This window comes from Streptomyces sp. NPDC001393 (assembly GCF_053597455.1).
In genome coordinates this window covers 477,038-498,747 of sequence record NZ_JBSFIH010000001.1, presented here as the reverse complement: position 1 = coordinate 498,747, position 21,710 = coordinate 477,038, and the positions used below count along the sequence as shown (strand labels likewise).

16 protein-coding genes are annotated in these 21,710 nt (G+C 70.2%); 12 read left to right on the top strand and 4 right to left on the bottom strand.

What is annotated here, in order from left to right; all coding sequences use genetic code 11:
• The first annotated feature begins 12 nt into the window (after nt 1–12).
• From ACWC2T_RS02315 to ACWC2T_RS02305, 3 genes are all read left to right on the top strand, one after another.
• Nucleotides 13–1,716 carry a glycoside hydrolase family 13 protein gene (locus ACWC2T_RS02315; RefSeq protein WP_450668574.1) on the top strand — a complete coding sequence of 568 codons (1,704 nt, stop codon included), beginning with the start codon at nt 13–15 and terminating at the stop codon, nt 1,714–1,716.
• 25 nt (nt 1,717–1,741) lie between these two features.
• Nucleotides 1,742–2,776 carry a LacI family DNA-binding transcriptional regulator gene (locus ACWC2T_RS02310; RefSeq protein WP_450668573.1) on the top strand — a complete coding sequence of 345 codons (1,035 nt, stop codon included), beginning with the start codon at nt 1,742–1,744 and terminating at the stop codon, nt 2,774–2,776.
• A 68-nt stretch (nt 2,777–2,844) separates the two neighbouring features.
• Nucleotides 2,845–3,708 (top strand): phosphatase PAP2 family protein, encoded by an 864-nt coding sequence (locus ACWC2T_RS02305; RefSeq protein WP_450668572.1) that lies wholly within the window; start codon nt 2,845–2,847, stop codon nt 3,706–3,708.
• Here ACWC2T_RS02305 and ACWC2T_RS02300 read toward each other — a convergent pair.
• A complete protein-coding gene (locus ACWC2T_RS02300; RefSeq protein WP_450668571.1) occupies nt 3,696–6,689 on the bottom strand; it encodes a bifunctional [glutamine synthetase] adenylyltransferase/[glutamine synthetase]-adenylyl-L-tyrosine phosphorylase in 2,994 nt (997 codons plus the stop codon). The two genes, ACWC2T_RS02305 and ACWC2T_RS02300, sit on opposite strands and share 13 nt — an antisense overlap.
• Before the next feature lie 610 nt (nt 6,690–7,299).
• Between ACWC2T_RS02300 and ACWC2T_RS02295 the strand changes: the two genes are divergently transcribed.
• The 4 genes from ACWC2T_RS02295 to ACWC2T_RS02280 are packed head-to-tail and all read left to right on the top strand — an operon-like array spanning nt 7,300 to nt 10,809.
• Nucleotides 7,300–8,187 carry an alkaline phosphatase family protein gene (locus ACWC2T_RS02295; protein WP_450668570.1) on the top strand — a complete coding sequence of 296 codons (888 nt, stop codon included), beginning with the start codon at nt 7,300–7,302 and terminating at the stop codon, nt 8,185–8,187.
• A 1-nt stretch (nt 8,188) separates the two neighbouring features.
• Nucleotides 8,189–9,448: an MFS transporter gene (locus ACWC2T_RS02290; protein ID WP_450668569.1), complete on the top strand. Its 1,260-nt coding sequence runs from the start codon at nt 8,189–8,191 to the stop codon at nt 9,446–9,448.
• The gene (locus tag ACWC2T_RS02285) at nt 9,445–10,464 is read left to right on the top strand and encodes a TolB family protein (RefSeq protein ID WP_450668568.1); all 1,020 of its coding nucleotides are present in this window, start codon (nt 9,445–9,447) and stop codon (nt 10,462–10,464) included. The genes ACWC2T_RS02290 and ACWC2T_RS02285 overlap by 4 nt, the downstream gene beginning before the upstream one ends.
• 54 nt (nt 10,465–10,518) lie before the next feature.
• Entirely contained in the window at nt 10,519–10,809 is a 291-nt protein-coding gene (locus ACWC2T_RS02280) for a hypothetical protein (protein WP_450668567.1), read from the top strand.
• Nucleotides 10,810–11,588: 779 nt separating this feature from the next.
• On the opposite strand, the gene ACWC2T_RS02275 is transcribed toward ACWC2T_RS02280, so the two are convergent.
• A complete protein-coding gene (locus tag ACWC2T_RS02275) occupies nt 11,589–12,272 on the bottom strand; it encodes an alpha/beta fold hydrolase (protein ID WP_450668566.1) in 684 nt (227 codons plus the stop codon).
• Nucleotides 12,273–12,845: 573 nt separating this feature from the next.
• Between ACWC2T_RS02275 and ACWC2T_RS02270 the strand changes: the two genes are divergently transcribed.
• Entirely contained in the window at nt 12,846–13,706 is an 861-nt protein-coding gene (locus ACWC2T_RS02270) for an alpha/beta fold hydrolase (RefSeq protein WP_450668565.1), read from the top strand.
• A gap of 429 nt (nt 13,707–14,135) precedes the next feature.
• The gene (locus tag ACWC2T_RS02265) at nt 14,136–14,834 is read left to right on the top strand and encodes a type 1 glutamine amidotransferase domain-containing protein (protein ID WP_450668564.1); all 699 of its coding nucleotides are present in this window, start codon (nt 14,136–14,138) and stop codon (nt 14,832–14,834) included.
• A gap of 444 nt (nt 14,835–15,278) precedes the next feature.
• Here ACWC2T_RS02265 and glnA read toward each other — a convergent pair whose 3' ends face one another.
• Nucleotides 15,279–16,640 carry a type I glutamate--ammonia ligase gene (glnA, locus tag ACWC2T_RS02260; RefSeq protein ID WP_450668563.1) on the bottom strand — a complete coding sequence of 454 codons (1,362 nt, stop codon included), beginning with the start codon at nt 16,638–16,640 and terminating at the stop codon, nt 15,279–15,281.
• A gap of 306 nt (nt 16,641–16,946) precedes the next feature.
• Between glnA and ACWC2T_RS02255 the strand changes: the two genes are divergently transcribed.
• On the top strand, nt 16,947–18,143 hold the full coding sequence (locus ACWC2T_RS02255; protein WP_450668562.1) for a globin domain-containing protein: 1,197 nt from the start codon (nt 16,947–16,949) through the stop codon (nt 18,141–18,143).
• A gap of 12 nt (nt 18,144–18,155) precedes the next feature.
• Here ACWC2T_RS02255 and ACWC2T_RS02250 read toward each other — a convergent pair whose 3' ends face one another.
• Nucleotides 18,156–18,608, bottom strand: coding sequence for an RrF2 family transcriptional regulator (locus tag ACWC2T_RS02250; RefSeq protein ID WP_450668561.1), 453 nt, complete (start codon nt 18,606–18,608; stop codon nt 18,156–18,158).
• 152 nt (nt 18,609–18,760) lie between these two features.
• On the opposite strand from ACWC2T_RS02250, the gene ACWC2T_RS02245 reads away from it, so the two are divergent.
• Entirely contained in the window at nt 18,761–19,444 is a 684-nt protein-coding gene (locus tag ACWC2T_RS02245) for a DUF3105 domain-containing protein (RefSeq protein WP_450668560.1), read from the top strand.
• Nucleotides 19,445–19,754: 310 nt separating this feature from the next.
• Complete coding sequence (locus ACWC2T_RS02240; protein ID WP_450668559.1) at nt 19,755–21,695, top strand: S53 family peptidase; 1,941 nt, start codon at nt 19,755–19,757, stop codon at nt 21,693–21,695.
• The last annotated feature ends 15 nt before the right edge of the window (nt 21,696–21,710 follow it).

The following is a 21,710-nucleotide window of genomic DNA, read 5'->3' as shown; positions in this document are numbered from 1 at the left end:
TTAAGGGAATCCATGACCCAGCACGTCACCGACGCAGTCCCCACCGACGCCTCCTCCGCCGCCCCCGGGCGCCGGGAGTGGTGGCGCGACGCGGTCATCTACCAGGTCTATCCGCGCAGTTTCGCCGACGGCAACGGCGACGGCATGGGCGACCTGCCCGGCATCCGCTCCCGTCTGCCGTACCTGAAGAAGCTGGGTGTCGACGCCGTCTGGCTCTCGCCGTTCTACGCCTCGCCGCAGGCGGACGCCGGCTACGACGTCGCCGACTACCGCGCGGTGGACCCGATGTTCGGCACCCTCACGGACGCCGACGACCTGGTGCGCGAGGCGCACGCCCTGGGCCTGAGGGTCATCGTCGACGTGGTCCCCAACCACTGCTCCGACCAGCACGAGTGGTTCAAGCAGGCGCTGCGCGAGGGGCCCGGTTCGCCGCTGAGGGAGCGCTTCCACTTCCGGCCGGGCAAGGGCGCGAGGGGGGAACTGCCCCCCAACGACTGGGAGTCGATCTTCGGCGGCCCGGCCTGGACCCGGGTCGCGGACGGCGAGTGGTACCTGCACCTGTTCGCGCCGGAGCAGCCCGACTTCAACTGGGACCACCCCGCCGTGCACGACGAGTTCCGCTCCATCCTGCGGTTCTGGCTCGACCTGGGCATCGACGGCTTCCGCATCGACGTCGCCCACGGTCTGGTGAAGGCGCAGGGGCTGCCGGACATCGGCCGCGAGGAGCAGGTCAAGCTGCTCGGCACCGAGGCGGTGCCGTACTTCGACCAGGACGGCGTGCACGAGATCTACCGGGGCTGGCGGCGCATCCTCGACGAATACCAGGGAAATGAATGGGGGCCCGAAGGGCCTTCCTCAGAAGGGCGGTGGCGGGCGACGGGCGGGCGCATTGCGGTCGCCGAGGCGTGGACGCCGACGGTGGAGCGCAGCGCCCTGTACATCCGCCCCGACGAACTCCACCAGGCCTTCAACTTCTCCTATCTGACCACCGGCTGGAACGCGGCCGACCTGCGCGACGTCATCGACCGCTCGCTCAGCGCCATGAACGCCGTGCACGCGCCCGCGACCTGGGTGCTGTCCAACCACGACGTGGTCCGGCACTCCACGCGCCTCGCGGAAGGGGACGAGGCGCGTGGCCTGCGCCGGGCCAGGGCGGCGACGCTGCTGATGCTCGCGCTGCCCGGCTCGGCGTACCTCTACCAGGGCGAGGAGCTCGGCCTGCCCGAGGTCGTCGACCTGCCCGACGAGGTCCGGCAGGACCCCGCCTTCTTCCGCAGCTCGGGCCAGGACGGCACGCGCGACGGCTGCCGGGTGCCGCTGCCGTGGTCGGGCCAGGAGCCGCCGTTCGGCTTCGGTCCGGTCGCGGGCGGCCCCAGCTGGCTGCCGCAGCCCGCGGACTGGAGGCACCTGACCGTCGAGGCACAGGACGGCGACCCCACCTCCACGCTGGAGTTCTACCGCAGCGCGCTCGCCGTGCGCCGCGAGCACCCGGCGCTCGGTGCGGGCCGCCAGATCACCTGGCTGGACAGCCCCGAGGGCGTGCTGGCCTTCCGCCGTGACACCGGCGAGGGTTCCTTCGTCTGCACCGTCAACCTCACCGCCGCACCCGTCGCCCTGGCCACGCCCGGCACCCTGCTGCTCGCCAGCACCGACGTCCAGCCGGGCCCCGCAACGACGCAGCTCCCCGCGGATTCCACCGTCTGGTGGGCAGTCTGACATGCGGCCGGTACAGTCCAATCCTGTGACCACACGGCTTGCCGACATTGCTGCGCAGGCGGGGGTGAGCGAAGCGACCGTCAGCCGGGTCCTCAACGGGAAGCCGGGCGTCGCCGCCACCACCCGCCAGTCCGTGCTCGCCGCGCTGGACGTCCTGGGCTACGAGCGCCCGGTACGGCTGCGGCAGCGCAGCGAGGGTCTGGTCGGTCTGATCACCCCGGAGCTGGAGAACCCGATATTCCCGGCCCTGGCCCAGGTCATCGGCCAGGCGCTGACCCGGCAGGGCTACACCCCGGTCCTGGCCACGCAGACCCCCGGCGGGTCGACGGAGGACGAGCTGACCGAGATGCTCGTCGACCGGGGAGTGGCGGGCATCATCTATGTCTCCGGGCTGCACGCGGACACCACCGCCGACATGGAGCGCTACGAACGGCTGCGGGCCCAGGGCGTGCCGTTCGTCCTCGTCGACGGCTTCTCGCCCAAGGTGCAGGCGCCCTTCATCTCGCCCGACGACCGGGCGGCCATGAACCTGGCGGTGACGCACCTGGTGTCGCTGGGGCACACCCGGATAGGCCTGGCCCTCGGACCCAAGCGCTTCGTCCCCGTGCAGCGCAAGATCGAGGGCTTCGTGCGCGCGATGCAGGACCAGCTGGGCCTGACCCCGCAGGAGACGGAGTCCCGGCTGATCCAGCACTCGCTGTACACGCTGGAGGGCGGTCAGGCGGCGGCCAAGGCGCTCATCGAGCGGGACTGCACGGCCGTCGTCTGCGCCAGCGACATGATGGCGCTGGGCGCGATACGAGCGGCGCGGCAGCTGGGTCTGGAGGTGCCCCGGGACATCTCGGTGGTGGGCTTCGACGACTCGACGCTGATCGCCTTCACCGACCCGCCGCTGACCACGGTCCGCAAGCCGGTGCCGGCGATGGGCCAGGCCGCGGTGCGCACGCTGCTGGAGGAGATCGGCGGGACGCCCGCGCCGCACAGCGAGTTCGTGTTCATGCCGGAGCTGGTGGTGCGCGGTTCGACCGCTTCGGCGCCGAATGTCGTCCGTACGTCGTAGAAGGTGCGTGCCGGACCCGACCTTGGGATGATCGGGCGAGGAAACCTTTTCTGGCAGACTTGATGGCTATGAGTGACTCGACCGTGACGCAGTCGGAAGGTCGCGAGGAGGTGGCCGTTCCTCGCACCGTCACGGGCGAGGACGGACGGGGGCCGCTGGGGCGGCTGCGCCGGCCGCGCCGGCCCCGGCTCTGGTTCGAGATCCTTCTGATCGCGGTGAGTTACTGGACGTACTCGCTGATCCGCAACGCCGTCCCGGAGCAGAAGGGCAAGGCTCTGCGCAACGCCGACTGGATCTGGCGGGCCGAGCACCATCTGGGGGTCGCCGTCGAGCAGTCCGTCAACCATGCGGCGAACTCGGTGACTTGGCTGATCATCGGGATGAACTACTACTACGCCACGCTGCACTTCGTCATCACGATCGGCGTGCTGGTGTGGTTGTACCGGTGGCATCCGGGGCGTTACGCGGCGGCGCGGCTGACGCTGTTCGCGACCACCGGTGTGGCGCTCGCCGGTTACTACCTGTTTCCGCTCGCGCCGCCCCGGTTGATGCGCGGCGGGCACTTCGTGGACACCGTGATGGTGCACCACACGTGGGGGTCGATGGCCTCCGGCGATCTGAAGCACATGTCGAACCAGTACGCGGCGATGCCGTCGATGCACATCGGCTGGTCGCTGTGGTGCGGCCTGACGATCTTCGCACTGGCGTCCGTGCCGTGGGTGCGGGTGCTGGGCCTGCTCTACCCGGCGACCACCCTGCTGGTCATCGTCGCCACCGCCAACCATTTCTGGCTGGACGCCGTGGGCGGCGTGCTCTGCCTGTCCTTCGGGTTCACGGTGGCGCGGGTGTGGTACGGCACGCTGCCGTACGGGCTGCCGCGGGTGGTTCCGGCGGCGGCCCGCGAACCGGTCGGTGCCGCTCAGTCCGCGTAGAACAGCTCCTCCACCACCGTGCGTGCCCTGCGGGTGGTACGGCGGTAGGCGTCCAGCATGTCCCCGGCGTGCCCGGCGCCGTAGCCCAGGTAGCGGCCCACGGCGGACAGCTCGCGCGGCTCGGTGGGGAAGGTGTCCCCGGCCCGGCCGCGCACCAGCATCACCGCGTTGCGCACCCTCGTCGCCAGCACCCAGGCCTCGTCCAGGATCTCCACCTCCTCGGCGGACAGCAGCCCGGCCTCGCGGGCGGCGGCCAGGGCCTCCCGGGTGCGGGTGGTGCGCAGACCGGGCTGCTCCCAGCCGTGCCGGAGCTGGAACAGCTGGACGGTCCACTCGACGTCGGACAGCCCGCCCGGGCCCAGCTTGGTGTGCAGCTTCGGGTCGGCGCCGCGCGGCAGGCGCTCGGACTCCATCCGGGCCTTCAGCCGCCGGATCTCGCGTACGGCGTCCTCGCCGAGGCCGTGGGCCGGGTAGCGCAGGGGGTCGATCAGCTCGGTGAAGCGGCGGCCCAGGTCCTCGTCCCCGGCGACCGGCTCGGCCCGCAGCAGCGCCTGGGACTCCCAGACCAGGGACCAGCGGCGGTAGTACGCCTCGTACGACTTCAGGGTGCGCACCAGCGGGCCCGACTTGCCCTCCGGGCGCAGATCGGCGTCGATGAGCAGCGGCGGGTCGGCGCTGGGCAGCTGGAGCAGGCGGCGCATCTCGGCGACGACCTTGTTCGCGGCGGTGGCCGCCTCGTGCTCGTCCACGCCGTCCTGCGGCTCGTGCACGAAGACGACGTCCGCGTCGGAGCCGTAGCCCAGCTCGTGGCCGCCGAACCGGCCCATCCCCATGATCGCGAACCGGGTGGGCAGCGTGTCCCCCCAGCCGTCGCGGACCACCGCGCGCAGGGTGCCCGCGAGGGTGGCCGCGGTGAGGTCGGAGACGGCGGCCCCCACCCGGTCCACCAGAGCCCCCTGGTCGGCCTCGGCGGGGCTGGTCTCGGTGCCGTAGGAGCCGACGATGTCGGCGGCGGCCACCCGGAACAGCTCGCGGCGGCGCACGCCGCGGGCCGCGGTGACGCCCTGCTCGGCGTTCTCCGCGCGGCCCACGGCGGCCAGGATCTCCTGCTCCAGGTGGGCGCGCCCGCGGGGCTCGAGGCCGCCGCCGTCGCCGTCGCCCAGCAGGGCCACCGCCTCGGGGGCGCGCATGAGGAGATCGGGGGCGAGACGGCCCGCCGACAGCACGCGGGCCAGGTTCTCCGCGGCCGCCCCCTCGTCCCGGAGCAGGCGCAGGTACCAGGGGGTCTTGCCGAGCGCGTCGGAGACCTTGCGGAAGTTCAGCAGGCCCGCGTCCGGGTCCGCCGAGTCGGCGAACCAGCCGAGCAGGACGGGGAGCAGGGTGCGCTGGATCGCCGCCTTGCGGGTCACGCCGGAGGCGAGCGCTTCCAGGTGCCGCAGGGCCGAGGCGGGGTCGGCGTAGCCGAGGGCGACGAGGCGCTCGCGGGCCGCCTCGGGGCTCAGGCGGGCCTCGCCGGGGGCGAGTTGGGCGACGGCGTCGAGGAGCGGGCGGTAGAAGAGCTTCTCGTGCAGCCTGCGTACGACGCCGGTGTGCCGCTTCCACTCGCGGTTCAGCTCGGCCACCGGGTCGGTGCGCAGGCCGAGGGAGCGGCCGAGGCGCCGCTGGTCCTCCTCGGCGACCGGGACGAGGTGGGTGCGGCGCAGGCGGTAGAGCTGGATGCGGTGCTCCATCGCGCGCAGGAAGCGGTACGCCTCGTCCAGGCGGGCGGCGTCCTCGCGGCCGACGTAGCCTCCGGCGGCCAGGGCCTGGAGGGCGTCGAGGGTGGTGCCGCTGCGCAGGCTCTGGTCGGTGCGGCCGTGCACCAACTGCAGGAGCTGGACGGCGAATTCGACGTCGCGGAGGCCGCCGGGGCCGAGTTTGAGCTCTCGCTCGATCTCGGACGCGGGGATGTTCTCGACCACGCGCCGGCGCATCTTCTGGACGTCCGTCACGAAGTTCTCGCGCTCGGCCGCCTTCCAGACCATGGGTTCGAGGGCGTCGACGTAGGCGTGGCCCAGTTCCGCGTCGCCCGCCACCGGGCGGGCCTTGAGCAGGGCCTGGAACTCCCAGGTCTTTGCCCAGCGTTGGTAGTAGGCGAGATGGGAGGAAAGAGTGCGGACCAGGGGGCCGTTGCGGCCCTCGGGGCGGAGGTTGGCGTCCACCGGCCAGATGGAGCCCTCCACGGTGGTCTCCGAGCAGATCCGCATCAGGTGCGCGGCGAGGCGGGTGGCGGCGGTGAGCGCCTTGGCCTCGGTGGTGCCCTCGGCCGCCTCGGCCACGAAGATCACGTCCACGTCGGAGACGTAGTTCAGCTCGTGGCCGCCGCACTTGCCCATCGCGATCACCGCGAGGCGGCAGGCGGCGGCGTCGGCGGGGGCCTGCGCCTGCGCGATGGCCAGGGCGGCGCGGAGGGTGGCGGTGGCGAGGTCGGCGAGTTCGGCGGCCGTCTCGGCGACGTCCGTGGTGCCGCAGACGTCGCGGGCGGCGATGGAGAGCAGACAGCGGCGGTAGGCGATACGGAGGGAGACGGGGTCGGCGGCCTCGGCCAGGCCGCGCTCGAACTCCTCGACGCCGGGGTGGAGGTCTCTCGGCTCGTAGGTGACCAGGGCATGCCAGTCGCCCGGATGGCGGGCCAGGTGGTCGGCGAGGGCGGCGGAGGCGCCGAGGACGCCGAGGAGGCGGTCGCGCAGCGGCTTGGCCGCGATGAGGGTGTCCAGCAGTTCGCGGTGGGCCGTGGGGCCGTCCTGGGCCTCCAGCAGCCGGACCAGGCCGTGCAGGGCGAGGTCGGGGTCGGCGGTGGCGCCCAGGGCTTCCAGGAGGACGGGATCGTTGCGGACGGCGGTGAGTTCCGGCCCGTCGAGGAGGCGTTCCGCGGCGGAGGGGTCGGTGAAGCCGTGTCGGAGCAGGCGGGTGAAGGTACTGCTTCTGCGCCCCGGCGTCATCTCCGTGGCCTCCCCTTGCGTGCGGCTACGACCGATCGTCCTGGCCAGAGCCTAACCGGAGGGAACGCAACGGGCGCCGGGCGCGTGGCCCTCGCAGGGATGGGGGCGCGAGGGGCTCCGGCTGCGTGGCCGTCGCGGGGTGGGGGGCGTGGCGGGCTCCGGGCGCGTGGCCCTCGCGGGATGGAGGCGCGGCCGGCTCCGGGGGCGTGGCCCTCGCAGGGATGCGGCGTGGTCGCTGCAGGTGCGTGTCCCTCGTGGGTGGTGCGGTCGCTGCGCGTGCGCGCCCCTCGCGAGGGCGGGGCCGTGGTCACTGCGCCTGCGCGTTCCTCGCCGGGCGGGGGCGTGGTCGCTGCGGGTGCGCTGTGGGTGGTGTCGCGTCTGCGGTTGTCTGTGTGTCGGTGCCGCGCCCCGTGGCGTGCGGTGGGCTGTTCCTTGTGGGTGACAAGGGGTTTTCGCCGGCCGCGTCGCCTGCCAGCCGTGCGCGGGTGAAGTCAGTAGTTCATCCGGTCTTCACTCTCTCGGTTGGACGCCGTACCGCGCGGGAATGTTGACGTGTGCATGCTCTGTCCGCACCGCCAGCCCCGTCCCGCCCCCCACACCGGAGGTTGATGTGTCCGGCAGTTCCGTGTACCGCCGTGCCCGTACCGTCGTGGCGTCCACAGCGGCCCTCGCCGCGGCCGCGTTCGGGCTGTGGACCGGGATCGGCGCAGGGTCCGCGCACGCCGCGGGCGCCGTGCCGAGCCCGGACCACGTGGTCGTCGTGGTCTTCGAGAACCACGCGTACAGCCAGGTCATCGGCTCCTCCAGCGCCCCGTACATCAATTCCCTGAAGTCGGGAGGCGCCAACCTGACGCAGTCGTACGCCGAGACCCACCCGAGCCAGCCGAACTACTACGCCATGTTCTCCGGCGACACCCAGGGCATCACGGACGACAGTTGTGTCACCCCGGGCTTCTCGTCGGCCCCGAACCTCGCGTCCGAGGTGCTCGACGCCGGCCGCACCTGGGCCAGCTACAACGAGGATCTGCCCGGCCAGGGCGACACCTCGTGCAGCAGCGGCGACTACGCCCAGAAGCACAACCCGTGGTTCGGGTTCAGCAACGTGCCGACGGACAGCGCCATGACGTTCGACCAGTTCCCGACGGACTACTCGACGCTGCCCCAGATGTCGTACGTGATCCCCAACCTGTGCAGCGACATGCACGACTGCTCGGTGTCCACCGGTGACACCTGGCTGAAGAACAACCTGGGCGCGTACGCGACCTGGGCCAAGACCCACAACAGCCTGCTCGTCGTCACCTTCGACGAGGACAACCGGCTGAGCGGCAACCGGATTCCGACCGTGCTGTACGGGCAGCCGGTGGCGGCCGGGTCGTCCAGCTCCACGACCTACAACCACTACGACCTGCTGCGCACCCTGGAGGACCTGGAGGGCCTGAGCACGCACGCGGGCAACGCCGCCTCCGCCCAGGACATCACCGGCATCTGGGCGTCCTGACGTGTACGTAGCGGACAGCCGGGCGAGTACGCCGGCGTCCGCGGACGGTGCCGTCCGGCCACTGGCCGGGCGGCGCCGTGCCGCGATCGCCCCGACCGTGCTCGCGCTCGGAACGGTCAGCCTGGTGACGGACATCTCGTCCGAGATGGTCACCGCAGTTCTGCCGTTGTACCTGGTCAGCGGGCTGGGCCTGTCGCCGTTGGGGTTCGGGCTGCTGGACGGTGTGTACAACGGGTTCTCGGCGGTCGTACGGCTCGTGGGCGGGCATCTCGCGGACCGGGGTGGCGGGCGGCACAAGTGGGTCGCCGGGTTCGGGTACGCCGTGTCGGCCGTGTGCAAGCCGTTGCTGCTGGTCGCTCACTCGCTGACGCCGATCGGGCTGGTTCTCGCCGCCGACCGCACGGGGAAGGGGCTGCGGACCGCTCCCCGGGACGCCCTCATCTCGCTGTCGAGTCCGGCCGAGTCCCGGGGGCGGGCCTTCGGGGTGCACCGCGCCATGGACACGGCGGGCGCACTGCTCGGGCCCCTGGTGGCCTTCCTGATCCTGCGGGCGACCGTGGACGGGTACGACGCGGTGTTCACCGTCAGCTTCTGTGTCGCGGTGCTCGGTGTGGTGATCCTGCTGCTGTTCGTGCCGGGCCGGCGCGGTGGGACGGTCGCGGCCGAGCGGCCCTCTCTGCGGGGTGCGGTGGGGCTGTTGCGCCGGCGCGGGCTGCGGCGGATCGCGGTGTGCGCGCTGCTGCTGGGGCTGGCCACGGTCAGCGACTCGTTCGTGTACCTGCTGCTCCAGCGGCGTCTCGGGGTACCGGACCGGTGGTTCCCGCTGCTGCCGCTCGGTACGGCCGCCTCCTTCCTGCTGCTGGCGGTGCCGCTCGGGCGGCTCGCGGACCGGGTGGGCCGGTGGGCGGTCTTCGTGGGCGGGCACGGTGCCCTGCTGGTCGCGTACGCGTTGCTGCTCACGGCGTGGCACGGCCCGGCCCTGCCGTACGTCGTCCTCGCCCTGCACGGCGCCTTCTACGCGGCCACCGACGGCGTGCTGATGGCGGCCGCCTCGGACGGGGTGCCGGAGGCGCTGCGCTCGTCGGGGCTGGCCCTCGTGCAGACCGGGCAGGCCGCGGCCCGGTTCGCCTGCAGTCTGCTGTTCGGCGCGGCCTGGACGGTGTGGGGCGACCGGGCGGCGCTGGCGGGCGCGGCGGTGGCGCTGGCCGCGTGTGCCGCCTTCTCCCTCACCCTGCGCCCGAAGGGGACGGTGCCCGCATGACCGTACGCAACCGCGTCCTGATCCTGGTCGCCGCCGTCGCCGTGCTCGCGGCGGTGGGGCTGGCGTCCGTGCTGCACGCCTCGGCCCGGGCCGGCCGCCGTGACCAGGCGCAGGCGGGCGGTCCACGGGTCACGGCGGGCGCGGTGACGCTGACCGGGCACGGGCGCATGGTGTTCCGGAACATGGCCTGGGGGCCGCATCGCGACGAGCTCGTGAGCGTGCCGGCCGGCGACCCGTCGGGGGCGCGGACGGCGTCCGGGGTCAAGTGCCTGCGTTTCTACGCCGCTTCGGGCACGGGTGTCTGCCTGCAGGCGGTGCACGGGCCGGTCTCGGACACGTATCGCGCGCTGGTTCTGGACGCGCGGTTGCGGACCGTGCACCGGTACGACGTCCCGGGCATTCCGTCCCGGGCCCGGGTCTCGCCGACGGGTCACTTCGCCGCCTGGACGGCGTTCGTGGGCGGTGACTCGTACGCCGGCACGAACTTCTCCACGCGCGCGGCGATCGTGGACACGAGGAGCGGCGCGCTGATCCCGTCGCTGGAGGACTTCCGGATCGTCAAGGACGGACATCCCTACCGTGCGGCGGACGTCAACTTCTGGGGCGTGACGTTCGCGGCGGACGACCGCACGTTCTACGCGACGCTGGCGACCCAGGGCACCACGTATCTGATCCGGGGCGACCTGCGCGCGCGTACGGTCACCACCCTGCACACGAACGTCGAGTGCCCGTCCCTTTCGCCCGACGGCACGCGGATCGCCTACAAGAAGCGGGTCAAGGGCGCCCCGAAGGACGCCCCTTGGCGGCTGTACGTCCTGGACCTGCGGACCCTGCGGGAGACCCCGCTGGCCGAGCGCAGGAGTGTGGACGACCAGGTGGTGTGGCGCGACTCCCGTACGCTCGTGTACGCACTGCCCGCAGACTACGGCGCCGATCTGTACGCGGTCCCGGCGGACGGGTCGGGGGCGGCGCGGCGGATCGCCACGGCCGCGGTGTCGCCGGCATACGTCGGATAACCGCACCGTCGTCAGCCGCGTGACCTGGGTCGATTCGGTCTCGTTGACCAAGTCGTGAAGAAGATCACCGCTCTCGCCGCGCTCACCGCCGCCGGTCTCGCGCTCGCCGCCCCCGCCCACGCCGACGGCACCCACGGCCGCATCAACATCGCCGGCCGGCCCCTGTCCCCGGACAAGCTCTGCGAGACGGCCCTCGGGATCGTCCCGCTCACCGCACCGTGGACGGGCAGCTCGGTGCACGACGCGTGCAACAACCGCCCACACGTCCACCCCGAGCGCTCCCAGCAGGCCCGCTCCGACTCCGCCCCGGACTCGAACTCGGTCTCGGTCTCGGACTGGCGTTGAAAAGCAAGCGGCGGCTCGCCCCGAGCGGCGGGCCGCCTGTTGCGGGCAGACGCGGCCGCCTGCTCCGACCTGCCCTTGGGGCACGACTGCCTCCTCGAAGCGAACTATGGGACAAAGGCCGCTCGGGTCTGCAGGCTTGGTCAGGCGGCCATCGACGGTCCAGGCCGTTCATTGACGGTCCGCGTGGTTGCTGCATTTGGCTGCTGTACCCGTTCGACGAGAAGGGCCGTCGCCAGGCCAAGCACATCGGCGCATGCGCCCCCTATGTCCAGGACTGCATGGAACGCGATCACGATGACGATCACTACCGTGATCACCCGCAGTTTGAGCCTGGGGTTTGACAAGCCGCATGGTGACAGAGCCACACTCATGTCTGAGCCTCCGAGAGGTTCACGCCCACCCTTTCACTCGTGCCGGGAAGCCTGCGTGACTGGGTGGGCTCGTTCGTTCAGTCAGGTTGACTGTGGCTGACGGCTCGTCACGGTTCATAGAGAACCTTGATGCAGGAAGCTGATGATGCAGGAAGCTGGTCCACGCGATCGACGGAGCGGCTTTGGACTGGAGCTTCAACCTCGACGCCGTCGCGGCGGCTCCCAACGCGCGCCCACGCAAGACTCTCGGCTGGAGACTGCAGTAGGACTTCACCCCCGCAGCGTAGAAACCCGCTGTCCAAGATCAAGGGGGAACTTCAGACCAGCTGGCGATCCCGACTCACATCGGATCGCGGCCGGCCGCGACGCGCACGGATCCAAAGGCGGCATGCCCCGCGGTCCTCGGCCCTACTCCAGGGTCTTCGCAGCGTTGCGGATGACCTCAAGGACAGCGTTTGGCTGGGAGAGCATCGGGACGTGGCTGCTGTCGAGGCTGACGGTCGTGGCCTTCATCCGTTCGGCGGAAGCGCGCTCCCGGTCCGGGTTCACCGTGCGGTCCTGGGTGCCCACGATGTACCAGCTCGGCTTCGCTCGCCAGGCATTGCCGGGTACCTGCTGGTCGAAGAGGTCCGCGATCGGCGGGTTGGCGGTCGCCAGCACGAGCTTCTGTTCCTCCAGCGGCAGGTCGCCGCAGAAGTCGCCGATGCCCGACTCCTTGAGGTAGATGCGGTTGTCGGCGACCTCAAGGTGCTCGAAAACCGGCGAGCTGGGAAACGCGGCCAGGTGCTGCTGCGAGGTCTCGTCGTCGTCCGGGGCAAGCGCGCAGATGTACACCAGGGCGCCCACCCGGTCATGCACGCCCGCCTTGGTGATCAGCGTGCCGCCGTAGGAGTGGCCCACGAGCACGACCGGGCCGGCCACGTGGTTGATCGCGCGGGTTACGCAGTCGACGTCGCCTGCGAGCGAGTCAAGCCCATGCTGCGACGCGAAGACCTCGCGCCCCTCGGCCTGGAGTGCGGGGATGAGCTTTGCGAAGCACGAGCCATCGGCCCACAAGCCGTGAGCCAGCACGATGCTGGCTTTTCCGGCCATGAGTGCCTCCTTTGTCGCTACGTCGCTACCTGTAGCGGAGATCCACTTCGTTTGATCCTCTTTGTTCAACCCTAGGTGGGAACTACAGGTGCCGCTCGCCCGACACGAGGTCCAGGTCTTCCGACCGGCCTGCCCCCTGCCTCACCCACCACTCACCCCAGCTCCCATCCCGTACGCCGTCGACCCACACAGTGGAGCGGGCGTGGTTCCTGGCGTCCAGGTGGAGCGCGCCACTGTACGAACGACCTGCGGCCCGACGGGCGTCCTCCGATCAGGGATGAAAAGGAACCGTTCGTGTACTCGGCGGCCGTATTCCGTGACTCGGAAAAAAATCCAAATCGAGTTCGTGGCCGTCGGCCGGACGGGGAAACCGAAGGCGCCGAGATAAAGTGGCGTCGAGGCCGGCGACCTTCCGGGAATTCGGCGACGAATCTTTGCCCACCACAGCCCGCGGCAGTGATGTCGCGAGATTCTGAGTTCACTCGAATGGCCCCTGCGCCAGGACGAGCCGTCAGGTGCCATCGAATATGGAATCCCGGGCGTCGTCCGACGTCCCCGCACCGAAGGACCGGCATGCGAATATCCCGCGAGTCCCTCCGTAGCGTGCACACGGCCCGTTGGGCTGCGGCTCTTCTGGCCGTATCGGGAATCACCTCCGCACTGACAGTCGAAACGGCGCAGGCCGGTGGTCCGAGCGGCGATCCCGGCCGGGCGAAGCCCACCATCGTGCTCGTGCACGGCGCCTTCGCCGACGCGTCCAGCTGGAACGGGGTCGTGCAGCGGCTCCAGCAGCACGGCTACGCCGTGGACGCGCCGGCCAACCCGCTCCGCGGCATTCCCCAGGACTCGGCCTACCTCGCAAGTTTCCTGAAGTCCGTCAAGGGACCGATCGTCCTGGTCGGCCACTCCTACGGCGGAGCGGTGATCTCCCAGGCCGCCACCGGAAACGACAACGTCAAGGCCCTCGTCTACATCAACGCGATCATGCCGGACACGGGAGAGTCCTTCTCCAGCCTCTCCGCGAAGTTCCCGGCCGCCCCGCTCACCAAGGCCCTAAAGCAGGTGCCCTTCAGCAACGGTGACAGCACCACCGGCACGGACGTCTACGTACAGCCGGACAAACTGCACCAGGTCTTCGCCGCCGACCTGCCCACCAGCCAGACCAACCTCATGGGAGCCACCCAGCGCCCGATCGCGCTGTCGGCGTTCGCGGCCAAGCTCACCGGCGCCGCCTGGCGGAACAAGCCCGTATACGTCCTCGTCGGCAGACAGGACCAGGCGATCAACCCGGCCCTGGAGCTGTTCGAGGCGAAGCGCGCGAACGCCCGCAAGACAGTGGAGATCAACTCCTCGCACGTGTCCCTCGTTTCCCACCCGCAGGCGGTCAAGAACCTGATCGTCGACGCCGCAGAGGACTATATGCGGAAGAAGTGAAATGAAAGGCTGGGCCCGCTCAAAGGTGCCGAGGAACTCCAGGTAGGCAGGCGTGTACCACAAGGAAGTAGCGGTCCGGGCCGTTACCTGGAGGCGTTCCCGGACCGAGGTACCTTCTGTAGCCGCGTCGTTGGCCAGTGTCACCGCGCCACCCGGCAGATCCCTGCCGCCCCCCGCCCCGGCCGGAAGGTCGGTCACGAAGGCGGGCAGATTGGTCACCGCCCAACCGAAATATTCTGCTGTCGGGGCCACGCGCATCCTATTTTTCGGCGCCAGAATTCCATTATCATTTTGACGCCCACATACGCTACGCATAAACCAATCGGTCGCAAGTTGCAGTTTAGGAGTTTTCTACTCACGCTTGTTATGTAAGTCTCAAACTGGCCATACTGCGCCCTCCCCGGGTGGCATCTTCTAGAGGAGCATCCCATGGCCAAGATCTTGTGCGTGATGACCGGCGCAAGCTATTGGACCTTGAAGGACGGGCATCGGCACCCCACCGGCTACTGGGCCGAGGAGTTCGTGGCGCCTTACACCGTGTTCACCGATGCCGGACACGAGGTCACCGTGGCAACTCCGCGGGGCGTCATTCCCGTTGTGGACACGATGAGCCTGCGGCCGAGTATGGCAGGTGGCGAGGAAAACTCCCTCCGGGAGGAAGCCGTCATCGAGAAGGCCGAGGAGCTGCGGCACCCCATCTCCCTCAAGGACGTGCGTCTCGATGACTACGACGCGGTCTACTACCCCGGAGGCCACGGCCCGATGGAAGACCTTTCGGTCGACCCGGATTCTGCGGCGCTCCTGCGGGAGGCACTTGCCTCCGGCAAACCCCTCGGCGTTGTGTGTCATGCCCCGGCCGCTTTCCTTGCGACCCGTGACGCGAACGGCGACACGCCCTTCGCGAACTACCAGGTGACGGGTTTCTGCAACGAGGAGGAGGCCGGTGTCGGTTTTGCCGACAAGGCAAAGTGGCTGTTGGAGGACGAGCTGAAGAAGCTGCCTACCGACTATTCGCGGGGCCCTGCCTGGGAGCCCTACACGGTCGCGGACCGCAACCTCATCACGGGCCAGAACCCGGCGTCCTCGGGGCCTCTCGCCAAGGAACTCGTCACGGCTCTGTCCTCCTGAAAGCATCTGCTGACTCTCGGTCACAGGACCCGGGTTCCCGTCGGGTTGAGGCCCGGCAGGGCTGACTGTTCCTGCTGGAACAGCTCACTGTCCTGACCGGCCGTGTACGCGGTGATCGACTCCTGGCCACCGGCCCTATCCGCACGTGGGCGCGCGTCGGCGCAGCGCGCGGAGCGGGCCGAAGGCAGGAGCGCAGCGCGCAGCGGAGCCGGGTGCCTTGACGAGGGCGGCAGTGAACGTCTTAACCGCGCTCGGCTCGCCCTAGCAACGCCAAGGGATTCTCTGAGCAGACTCTCGAGGCCGCATGGGACGCGGCTACGGCGCGCTCAGTATCCGTTCCGACGGCCCAGAGACGGCCCGGCTCCCGCGAGACGCACCGGGGCCGACGGTCCGCGACCGTCGGCCCCAAGGGATCGTTTCGACGGAAACCCGCCCGACCTGCCTCTACAGCACCGGCAGGTTCTTCCGCAGTTCGAAGGCCGTGACCTCGGACCGGTACTCCTCCCACTCCTGGCGCTTGTTGCGCAGGAAGAAGTCGAAAACGTGTTCGCCGAGGGTCTCGGCGACCAGGTCGCTGCTCTCCATGAGGGTCAGGGCTTCGCCGAGGTTCTGCGGGAGCGGCTCGATGCCCATGGCCCGCCGCTCGGCGTTGGAGAGCGCCCAGACGTCGTCCTCGGCGCCCGGCGGGAGCTCGTAGCCCTCCTCGATGCCCTTCAGGCCCGCCGCCAGGAGGACGGCGTAGGCCAGGTAGGGGTTGGCGCCCGAGTCCAGGGAGCGGACCTCCACGCGGGCCGAGCCGGTCTTGCCGGGCTTGTACATCGGGACCCGGACCAGGGCGCTGCGGTTGTTGTGGCCCCAGCAGATGTACGACGGGGCCTCGCCGCCCGCGCCCGCCGTGCGCTCGGAGCCGCCCCAGATGCGCTTGTAGGAGTTCACCCACTGGTTGGTGACCGCGGAGATCTCCGCCGCGTGCCGCAGCAGGCCCGCGATGAAGGAGCGGCCGACCTTGGAGAGCTGGTACTCGGCGCCGGACTCGTAGAACGCGTTCCGGTCGCCCTCGAAGAGGGAGAGGTGCGTGTGCATGCCGGAGCCCGGGTGCTCGGAGAACGGCTTCGGCATGAAGGTCGCCTGGACGCCCTGCTCCAGCGCCACCTGCTTCATGACCAGGCGGAACGTCATGATGTTGTCCGCCGTGGAGAGCGCGTCGGCGTAGCGCAGGTCGATCTCCTGCTGGCCCGGCGCGCCCTCGTGGTGGGAGAACTCCACCGAGATGCCCATCGACTCCAGCATGGTGATCGCCTGGCGGCGGAAGTCCATGCCGACGTTGGTGGGCGTGTGGTCGAAGTAGCCCGAGTTGTCGGCCGGCGTGGGCCGGGAGCCGTCCAGCGGGCGGTCCTTCAGCAGGAAGAACTCGATCTCGGGGTGGGTGTAGAAGGTGAAGCCCAGGTCGGAGGTGCGGGCCAGGGCGCGCTTGAGCACGTAGCGGGGGTCCGCGAAGGACGGGGAGCCGTCCGGCATGAGGATGTCGCAGAACATGCGGGCGGTGCCGGGGGTCTCCGCGCGCCACGGCAGGACCTGGAAGGTCGAGGGGTCCGGCTTGGCGATCATGTCGGACTCGTAGACGCGGGCGAAGCCCTCGATGGCCGAGCCGTCGAAGCCGATGCCCTCGTCGAAGGCCTGCTCCAGCTCGGCGGGGGCCACGGCGACGGACTTGAGGAAGCCCAGCACGTCCGTGAACCACAGGCGTACGAACCGGATGTCGCGCTCCTCCAACGTACGGAGCACGAACTCCTGCTGCTTGTCCATCTTCCGCTACCCCATCCTTGCTGGTCAGGCCGCCTGTCCCCCGTCCCGCGGGAGGCGGTCGGGCACCTGAGCATCCCACCACAACACCATTTCATGCGCGTTGCGGACCTTGATCGCGGATGCGTCCTCGGCCTGAACGCCTGTCGTACGGCAGGTGTACTGCTCTGCCGCCCATCTTGCCTTCTCACACCGACATCCGTAATGGCCGGTCCGCTTCTCCCGTGAGCGAGACCACAGCTCTTTAATTTGCATCTCAAATGCAAGTTTTCATAGTGTGCCGACGAGTCGAGCCGTAAGGAGCCCCCGATGCTGTCCGAGCAGTCCGCAGCCACCGTCCGCGCCACCCTTCCCGCCGTCGGCGCGGCCATCGGCGAGATCACCGAGCGCTTCTACGCCCGCCTCTTCGCCGCCCACCCCGAGCTGCTGCGGGACCTGTTCAACCGCGGCAACCAGGCCTCCGGCGCCCAGAAGCAGGCCCTCGCCGGATCCATCGCCGCCTTCGCCACCCACCTGGTCGACCACCCGGACCAGCGGCCGGACGCGACGCTCGGCCGCATCGCCCACAAGCACGCCTCCCTGGGCGTGGCCCCCGAGCACTACCCGATCGTCCACGAGCACCTCTTCGCCGCCATCGCCGAGGTCCTCGGCGAGGCCGTCACCCCCGAGGTGGCCGCCGCCTGGACCGAGGTCTACTGGCTGATGGCGAACGCGCTCATCGCCATCGAGAAGCGGCTGTACGAGGAGAGCGGCAGCACCGAGCGCCGGCCCTGGGAGGTCGTGGAGCGCGTCGAGGAGACCGCGGACGTCGTCACCTTCCGGCTGCGGCCCGCCGACGGCGGCCCGGTGCGCGACTTCCGCGCCGGCCAGTACGTCTCCGTCCAGGTCGAGCTGCCCGACGGCGCCCGGCAGATACGGCAGTACAGCCTGTCCGGCGCGCCCGGCGAGACGCTCCGCCAGTTCAGCGTCAAGCGCGTGCGGGGCACGGACGCGGCGCCCGACGGCGAGGTCTCGAACCACCTCCACGCGCGCGTGCGCGTCGGTGACGTCCTGGACCTGTCCGAGCCGTACGGCGACCTCGCCCTGGACACCGACGGCACAGAGACCCCCCTGCTGCTCGCCTCCGCCGGCATCGGTGTGACCCCCATGGTCGCGATGCTGGCCGACCTCGCGGCCGGCGGCCACGGCGGCCCGGTCACCGTCGTGCACGGCGACCGCTCCCCCGCCGACCACGCCCTGCGCACCGACCACGAGACGTACGCGGGCAAGCTCGCGGACGCGTCCGTGCACTTCTTCTACGAGCGGGACGCCGAGCCCGGCACCCGCAGCGGCCTGGTCGACCTGGCCGACATCGCCGTACCGGCCGGCACGCGCGCGTACCTGTGCGGCCCGCTGGCCTTCATGCGGGCGGTCCGCACCCAGCTGATCGAGAAGGGCGTGGCCCCGGCCGACATCCACTACGAGGTGTTCGGCCCGGACCTGTGGCTGGCGCAGCAGGCCGCCTGACCGTACGGGCCGTCAACCGCCCTGCGGTGCCCGGGAGATGCCCAGCAGCAGCGGGCCCGTCGGGTCGGTGACGAGGTCGGCGAGCGTGATCGGGTCCAGGGCGGCGTAGAAGGCCTCCTGGGCCCGGCGCAGGGCGCCGCGCAGGCGGCAGCCGGTGTTCAGCGGGCAGGGGGCCGTACCCGCCGTACCCTCGCAGTCGACCACGTCGCCGTCGCCCTCGAAGGTGCGCACCACCGCGCCGACCGAGGCCGTGCGGCCCTTGGCGGTCAGGGTGAGGCCGCCGCCCCGGCCGCGCCGGGCGTCGACGAGGCCCAGGTGCTGCAGCTCGGCCACGACCTTCGCGGCGTGCGTGTAGGGCACGTCCATGTCCTCCGCGACCTGGCGGGTGGTGGGCATGGCGTCGGCGGTCACGGCCAGGCGCATCAGGACGCGCAGGGCCAGGTCGGTGGAGCGCAGGAGCCGCATACCACGAGCCTAGGTAATACGCATCCACGGTTCAAATTATCCCTGGGTCCCCGTTCTTTGCCTCTCCTGCCTACGGAAGGCAACTCCTTCCCCCTTACGATCAGCGGGCCCCACCCTTCCCATTGCCGGCCCTTTCCCCCAGAAGGACACTCATGGGCTCCACCAAGAACAGCAGCGCGGCGCGCAAGGCGCGCATAGAGGAGATGCGCCGTACCGAGCGTGCGCGCGAGCGCCGCAACCGCGTGCTCACCGTCGCCGCGAGCGTGGTGGTCGTCGCCGGCCTCGTGGTCGGCGGTGTGGTGCTCGTGAACTCCCGGTCCGACGGCAAGAAGACGACGAACAGCGCGATCGACTCCAAGACCCCTGGGGACTCCGGGGACTCCGGGCACTGGACCACCGGCAAGGACGGCGTGCGGATCTGGTCCGGCACACTGGCGCGCACGCACGTCCAGACCAAGGTGTCGTACCCCATGCACCCCCCGGTCGGCGGCAACCACAACCAGGTCTGGGCGACCTGCGACGGCACCGTCTACACCAAGCCGCTGCAGGACGAGAACGCCGTGCACTCGATGGAGCACGGCGCGGTCTGGGTGACGTACACCAGCAAGGCGGCGAAGGCCGACATAGCCGCGCTGGCGGCGAAGGTGAAGAAGACGCCGTACTCGATGATGAGCCCGTACGAGAACCAGGCGGCGCCGCTGATCCTGTCGGCCTGGGGCCACCAGGTGACCGTCAAGAGCGCGGACGACCCCGAGGTGAACAAGTTCTTCGCCGCCTACGTCCATGGCCCGCAGACCCCGGAGGCGGATGCCCCCTGCACCAATGGGGCGATGTAGTGAGGCGCCGGCACGTCGGCAGGAGCGGGGTTCCGCGCCGCGTTCGTGAACAGCCGCCCCCGCACAGCCGTTTGTGAACAACGGGCAAGCTCTTTCACAACACCACCGCAAGAACAAAAGCCCCAAATCCCCCCATCTGACGGTTCCTTGAGCTTCTCTTGACCTTTCCGTTCCCCTGGCATGAACAGTTCATCGAAAGAGTGACCCCCATCGTGTGATCCATACGGCCGGCCGAACCGCCGCGGGCCGGCACGCGGACGCATGACGTACCGACCACGACATGCATGCGAACCGCATCGCAGGGGGTTCTATGAGATCCAACCGCGCCAAGCTGCGCGCCGTGAGCATGGCAGCGACACTGCCCATGGTCGCCGGCGCTCTGGCGCTGGGCATACCCGCGGCACACGCCGCGGACAGCCCCGCTCGTTCCGCAATCAAGGGCACCAAGCCGCTGTGGGCCACGCCCAAGGCGGACAAGGGCGCGACCGCGAACAGCGCCGCGGTGAACGCCCGGGTCTACCTGGCCGGCAAGGACGCGGCGGGCCTCGCCGCCTACGCCAAGGCCGTGTCCGACCCCAGCTCGCCGCTCTACGGCAAGTACCTGAGCGCCAAGAAGGCACAGGCCCAGTTCGGGGCGACGAAGGCCCAGGTGGCCGCCGTCAAGTCCTGGCTGACGTCGGCCGGCCTGAAGGTCACCGAGGTCACCCAGCACTACGTCGCCGTCTCCGGTGACGTGGCCGCCGCCGAGAAGGCCTTCGGCACCCAGCTGCACAACTATGCCAAGGGCTCGGCGACTTACCGCGCCCCGGCGCAGACCGCCACCGTGCCGGAGGGCCTGAAGGGCGCCGTCCTGACCGTCACCGGCCTGGACAACGCCCCGCACGTGTCGCACCACGACGACCAGTTGCCGCAGCCGGACGCCGTGTTCAAGAACTCCGGGCCGTTCTCGTCGTACTACGGCTCGAACATCGCGAGCACGCTGCCGGACGCGTACGGCGGCAAGGCTCCTTACGCGATCAGGGGCTACACGGGCAAGCAGCTGCGCGCCGCCTACGGTGCGGGCGACTACACAGGCAAGGGCGTCCGCGTCGCCATCACCGACGCCTACGCCTCGCCGACCATCGCCTACGACGCGGGCACGTACGCGGTCAAGCACGGTGACGCGGCGTGGAAGACCAGCCAGCTGCACCAGGTGCTGCCGGCCAACTACACCAAGATCAAGGAGTGCAAGGCCGCTGGCTGGTACGGCGAGGAGACCCTCGACGTCGAGGCCGTGCACGCGGTCGCGCCGGACGCCGACGTCACCTACGTCGGCGCGGCCTCCTGCTTCGACAACGACCTCCTGGACTCCCTCAGCAAGGTCGTGGACAACCACCTGGCCGACATCGTCTCCAACTCCTGGGGCGACGTCGAGGCCAACCAGACCCCGGACCTCGCGGCCGCCTACGACCAGGTCTTCCAGCTGGGCGCGGTGCAGGGCATCGGCTTCTACTTCTCCTCCGGTGACAACGGCGACGAGGTCGCCAACACCGGCACGAAGCAGGTCGACACCCCCGCCAATTCCGCCTGGGTGACCGCGGTCGGCGGTACGTCCCTGGCCGTGGGCAAGGGCGACAAGTACCAGTGGGAGACCGGCTGGGGCACCGAGAAGGCGACCCTGTCGGCCGACGGCAAGAGCTGGACCAACTTCCCCGGCGCCTTCACCTCGGGCGCGGGCGGTGGCACCAGCAAGACGGTCGCCGAGCCGTACTACCAGAAGGGCGTCGTCCCGGACTCGCTCGCCAAGGCCAACAGCGCCGACGGCAACCGCGTCGTCCCGGACATCGCGGCCATCGCCGACCCGAACACCGGCTTCCTGGTCGGCCAGACCCAGACGTTCCCGGACGGCTCGCAGAAGTACAGCGAGTACCGCATCGGCGGCACCTCGCTCGCCGCTCCGGTCATCGCGGCGGTCCAGGCCCTGGCTCAGGAGGCGCGCGGCGGCACGGCGATCGGCTTCGCCAACCCGACGATCTACGCCAAGTACGACAAGGGCGTCTTCCACGATGTCACGGACAACCCGACCGGCTCCGGCCTGGCGGAGGTCCGGGTGGACTTCGCCAACGGCTTCGACGCCAAGGGCGGCCTGCTGTACTCGGTCCGCAGCCTCGGCAAGGACAGCTCCCTGTCGGCGGTCAAGGGCTACGACGACGTGACGGGTGTCGGTTCGCCGGCCAACGGTTACGTGCAGTCGTACGCGAAGAAGCACTGACGCGCTGACGCTCCG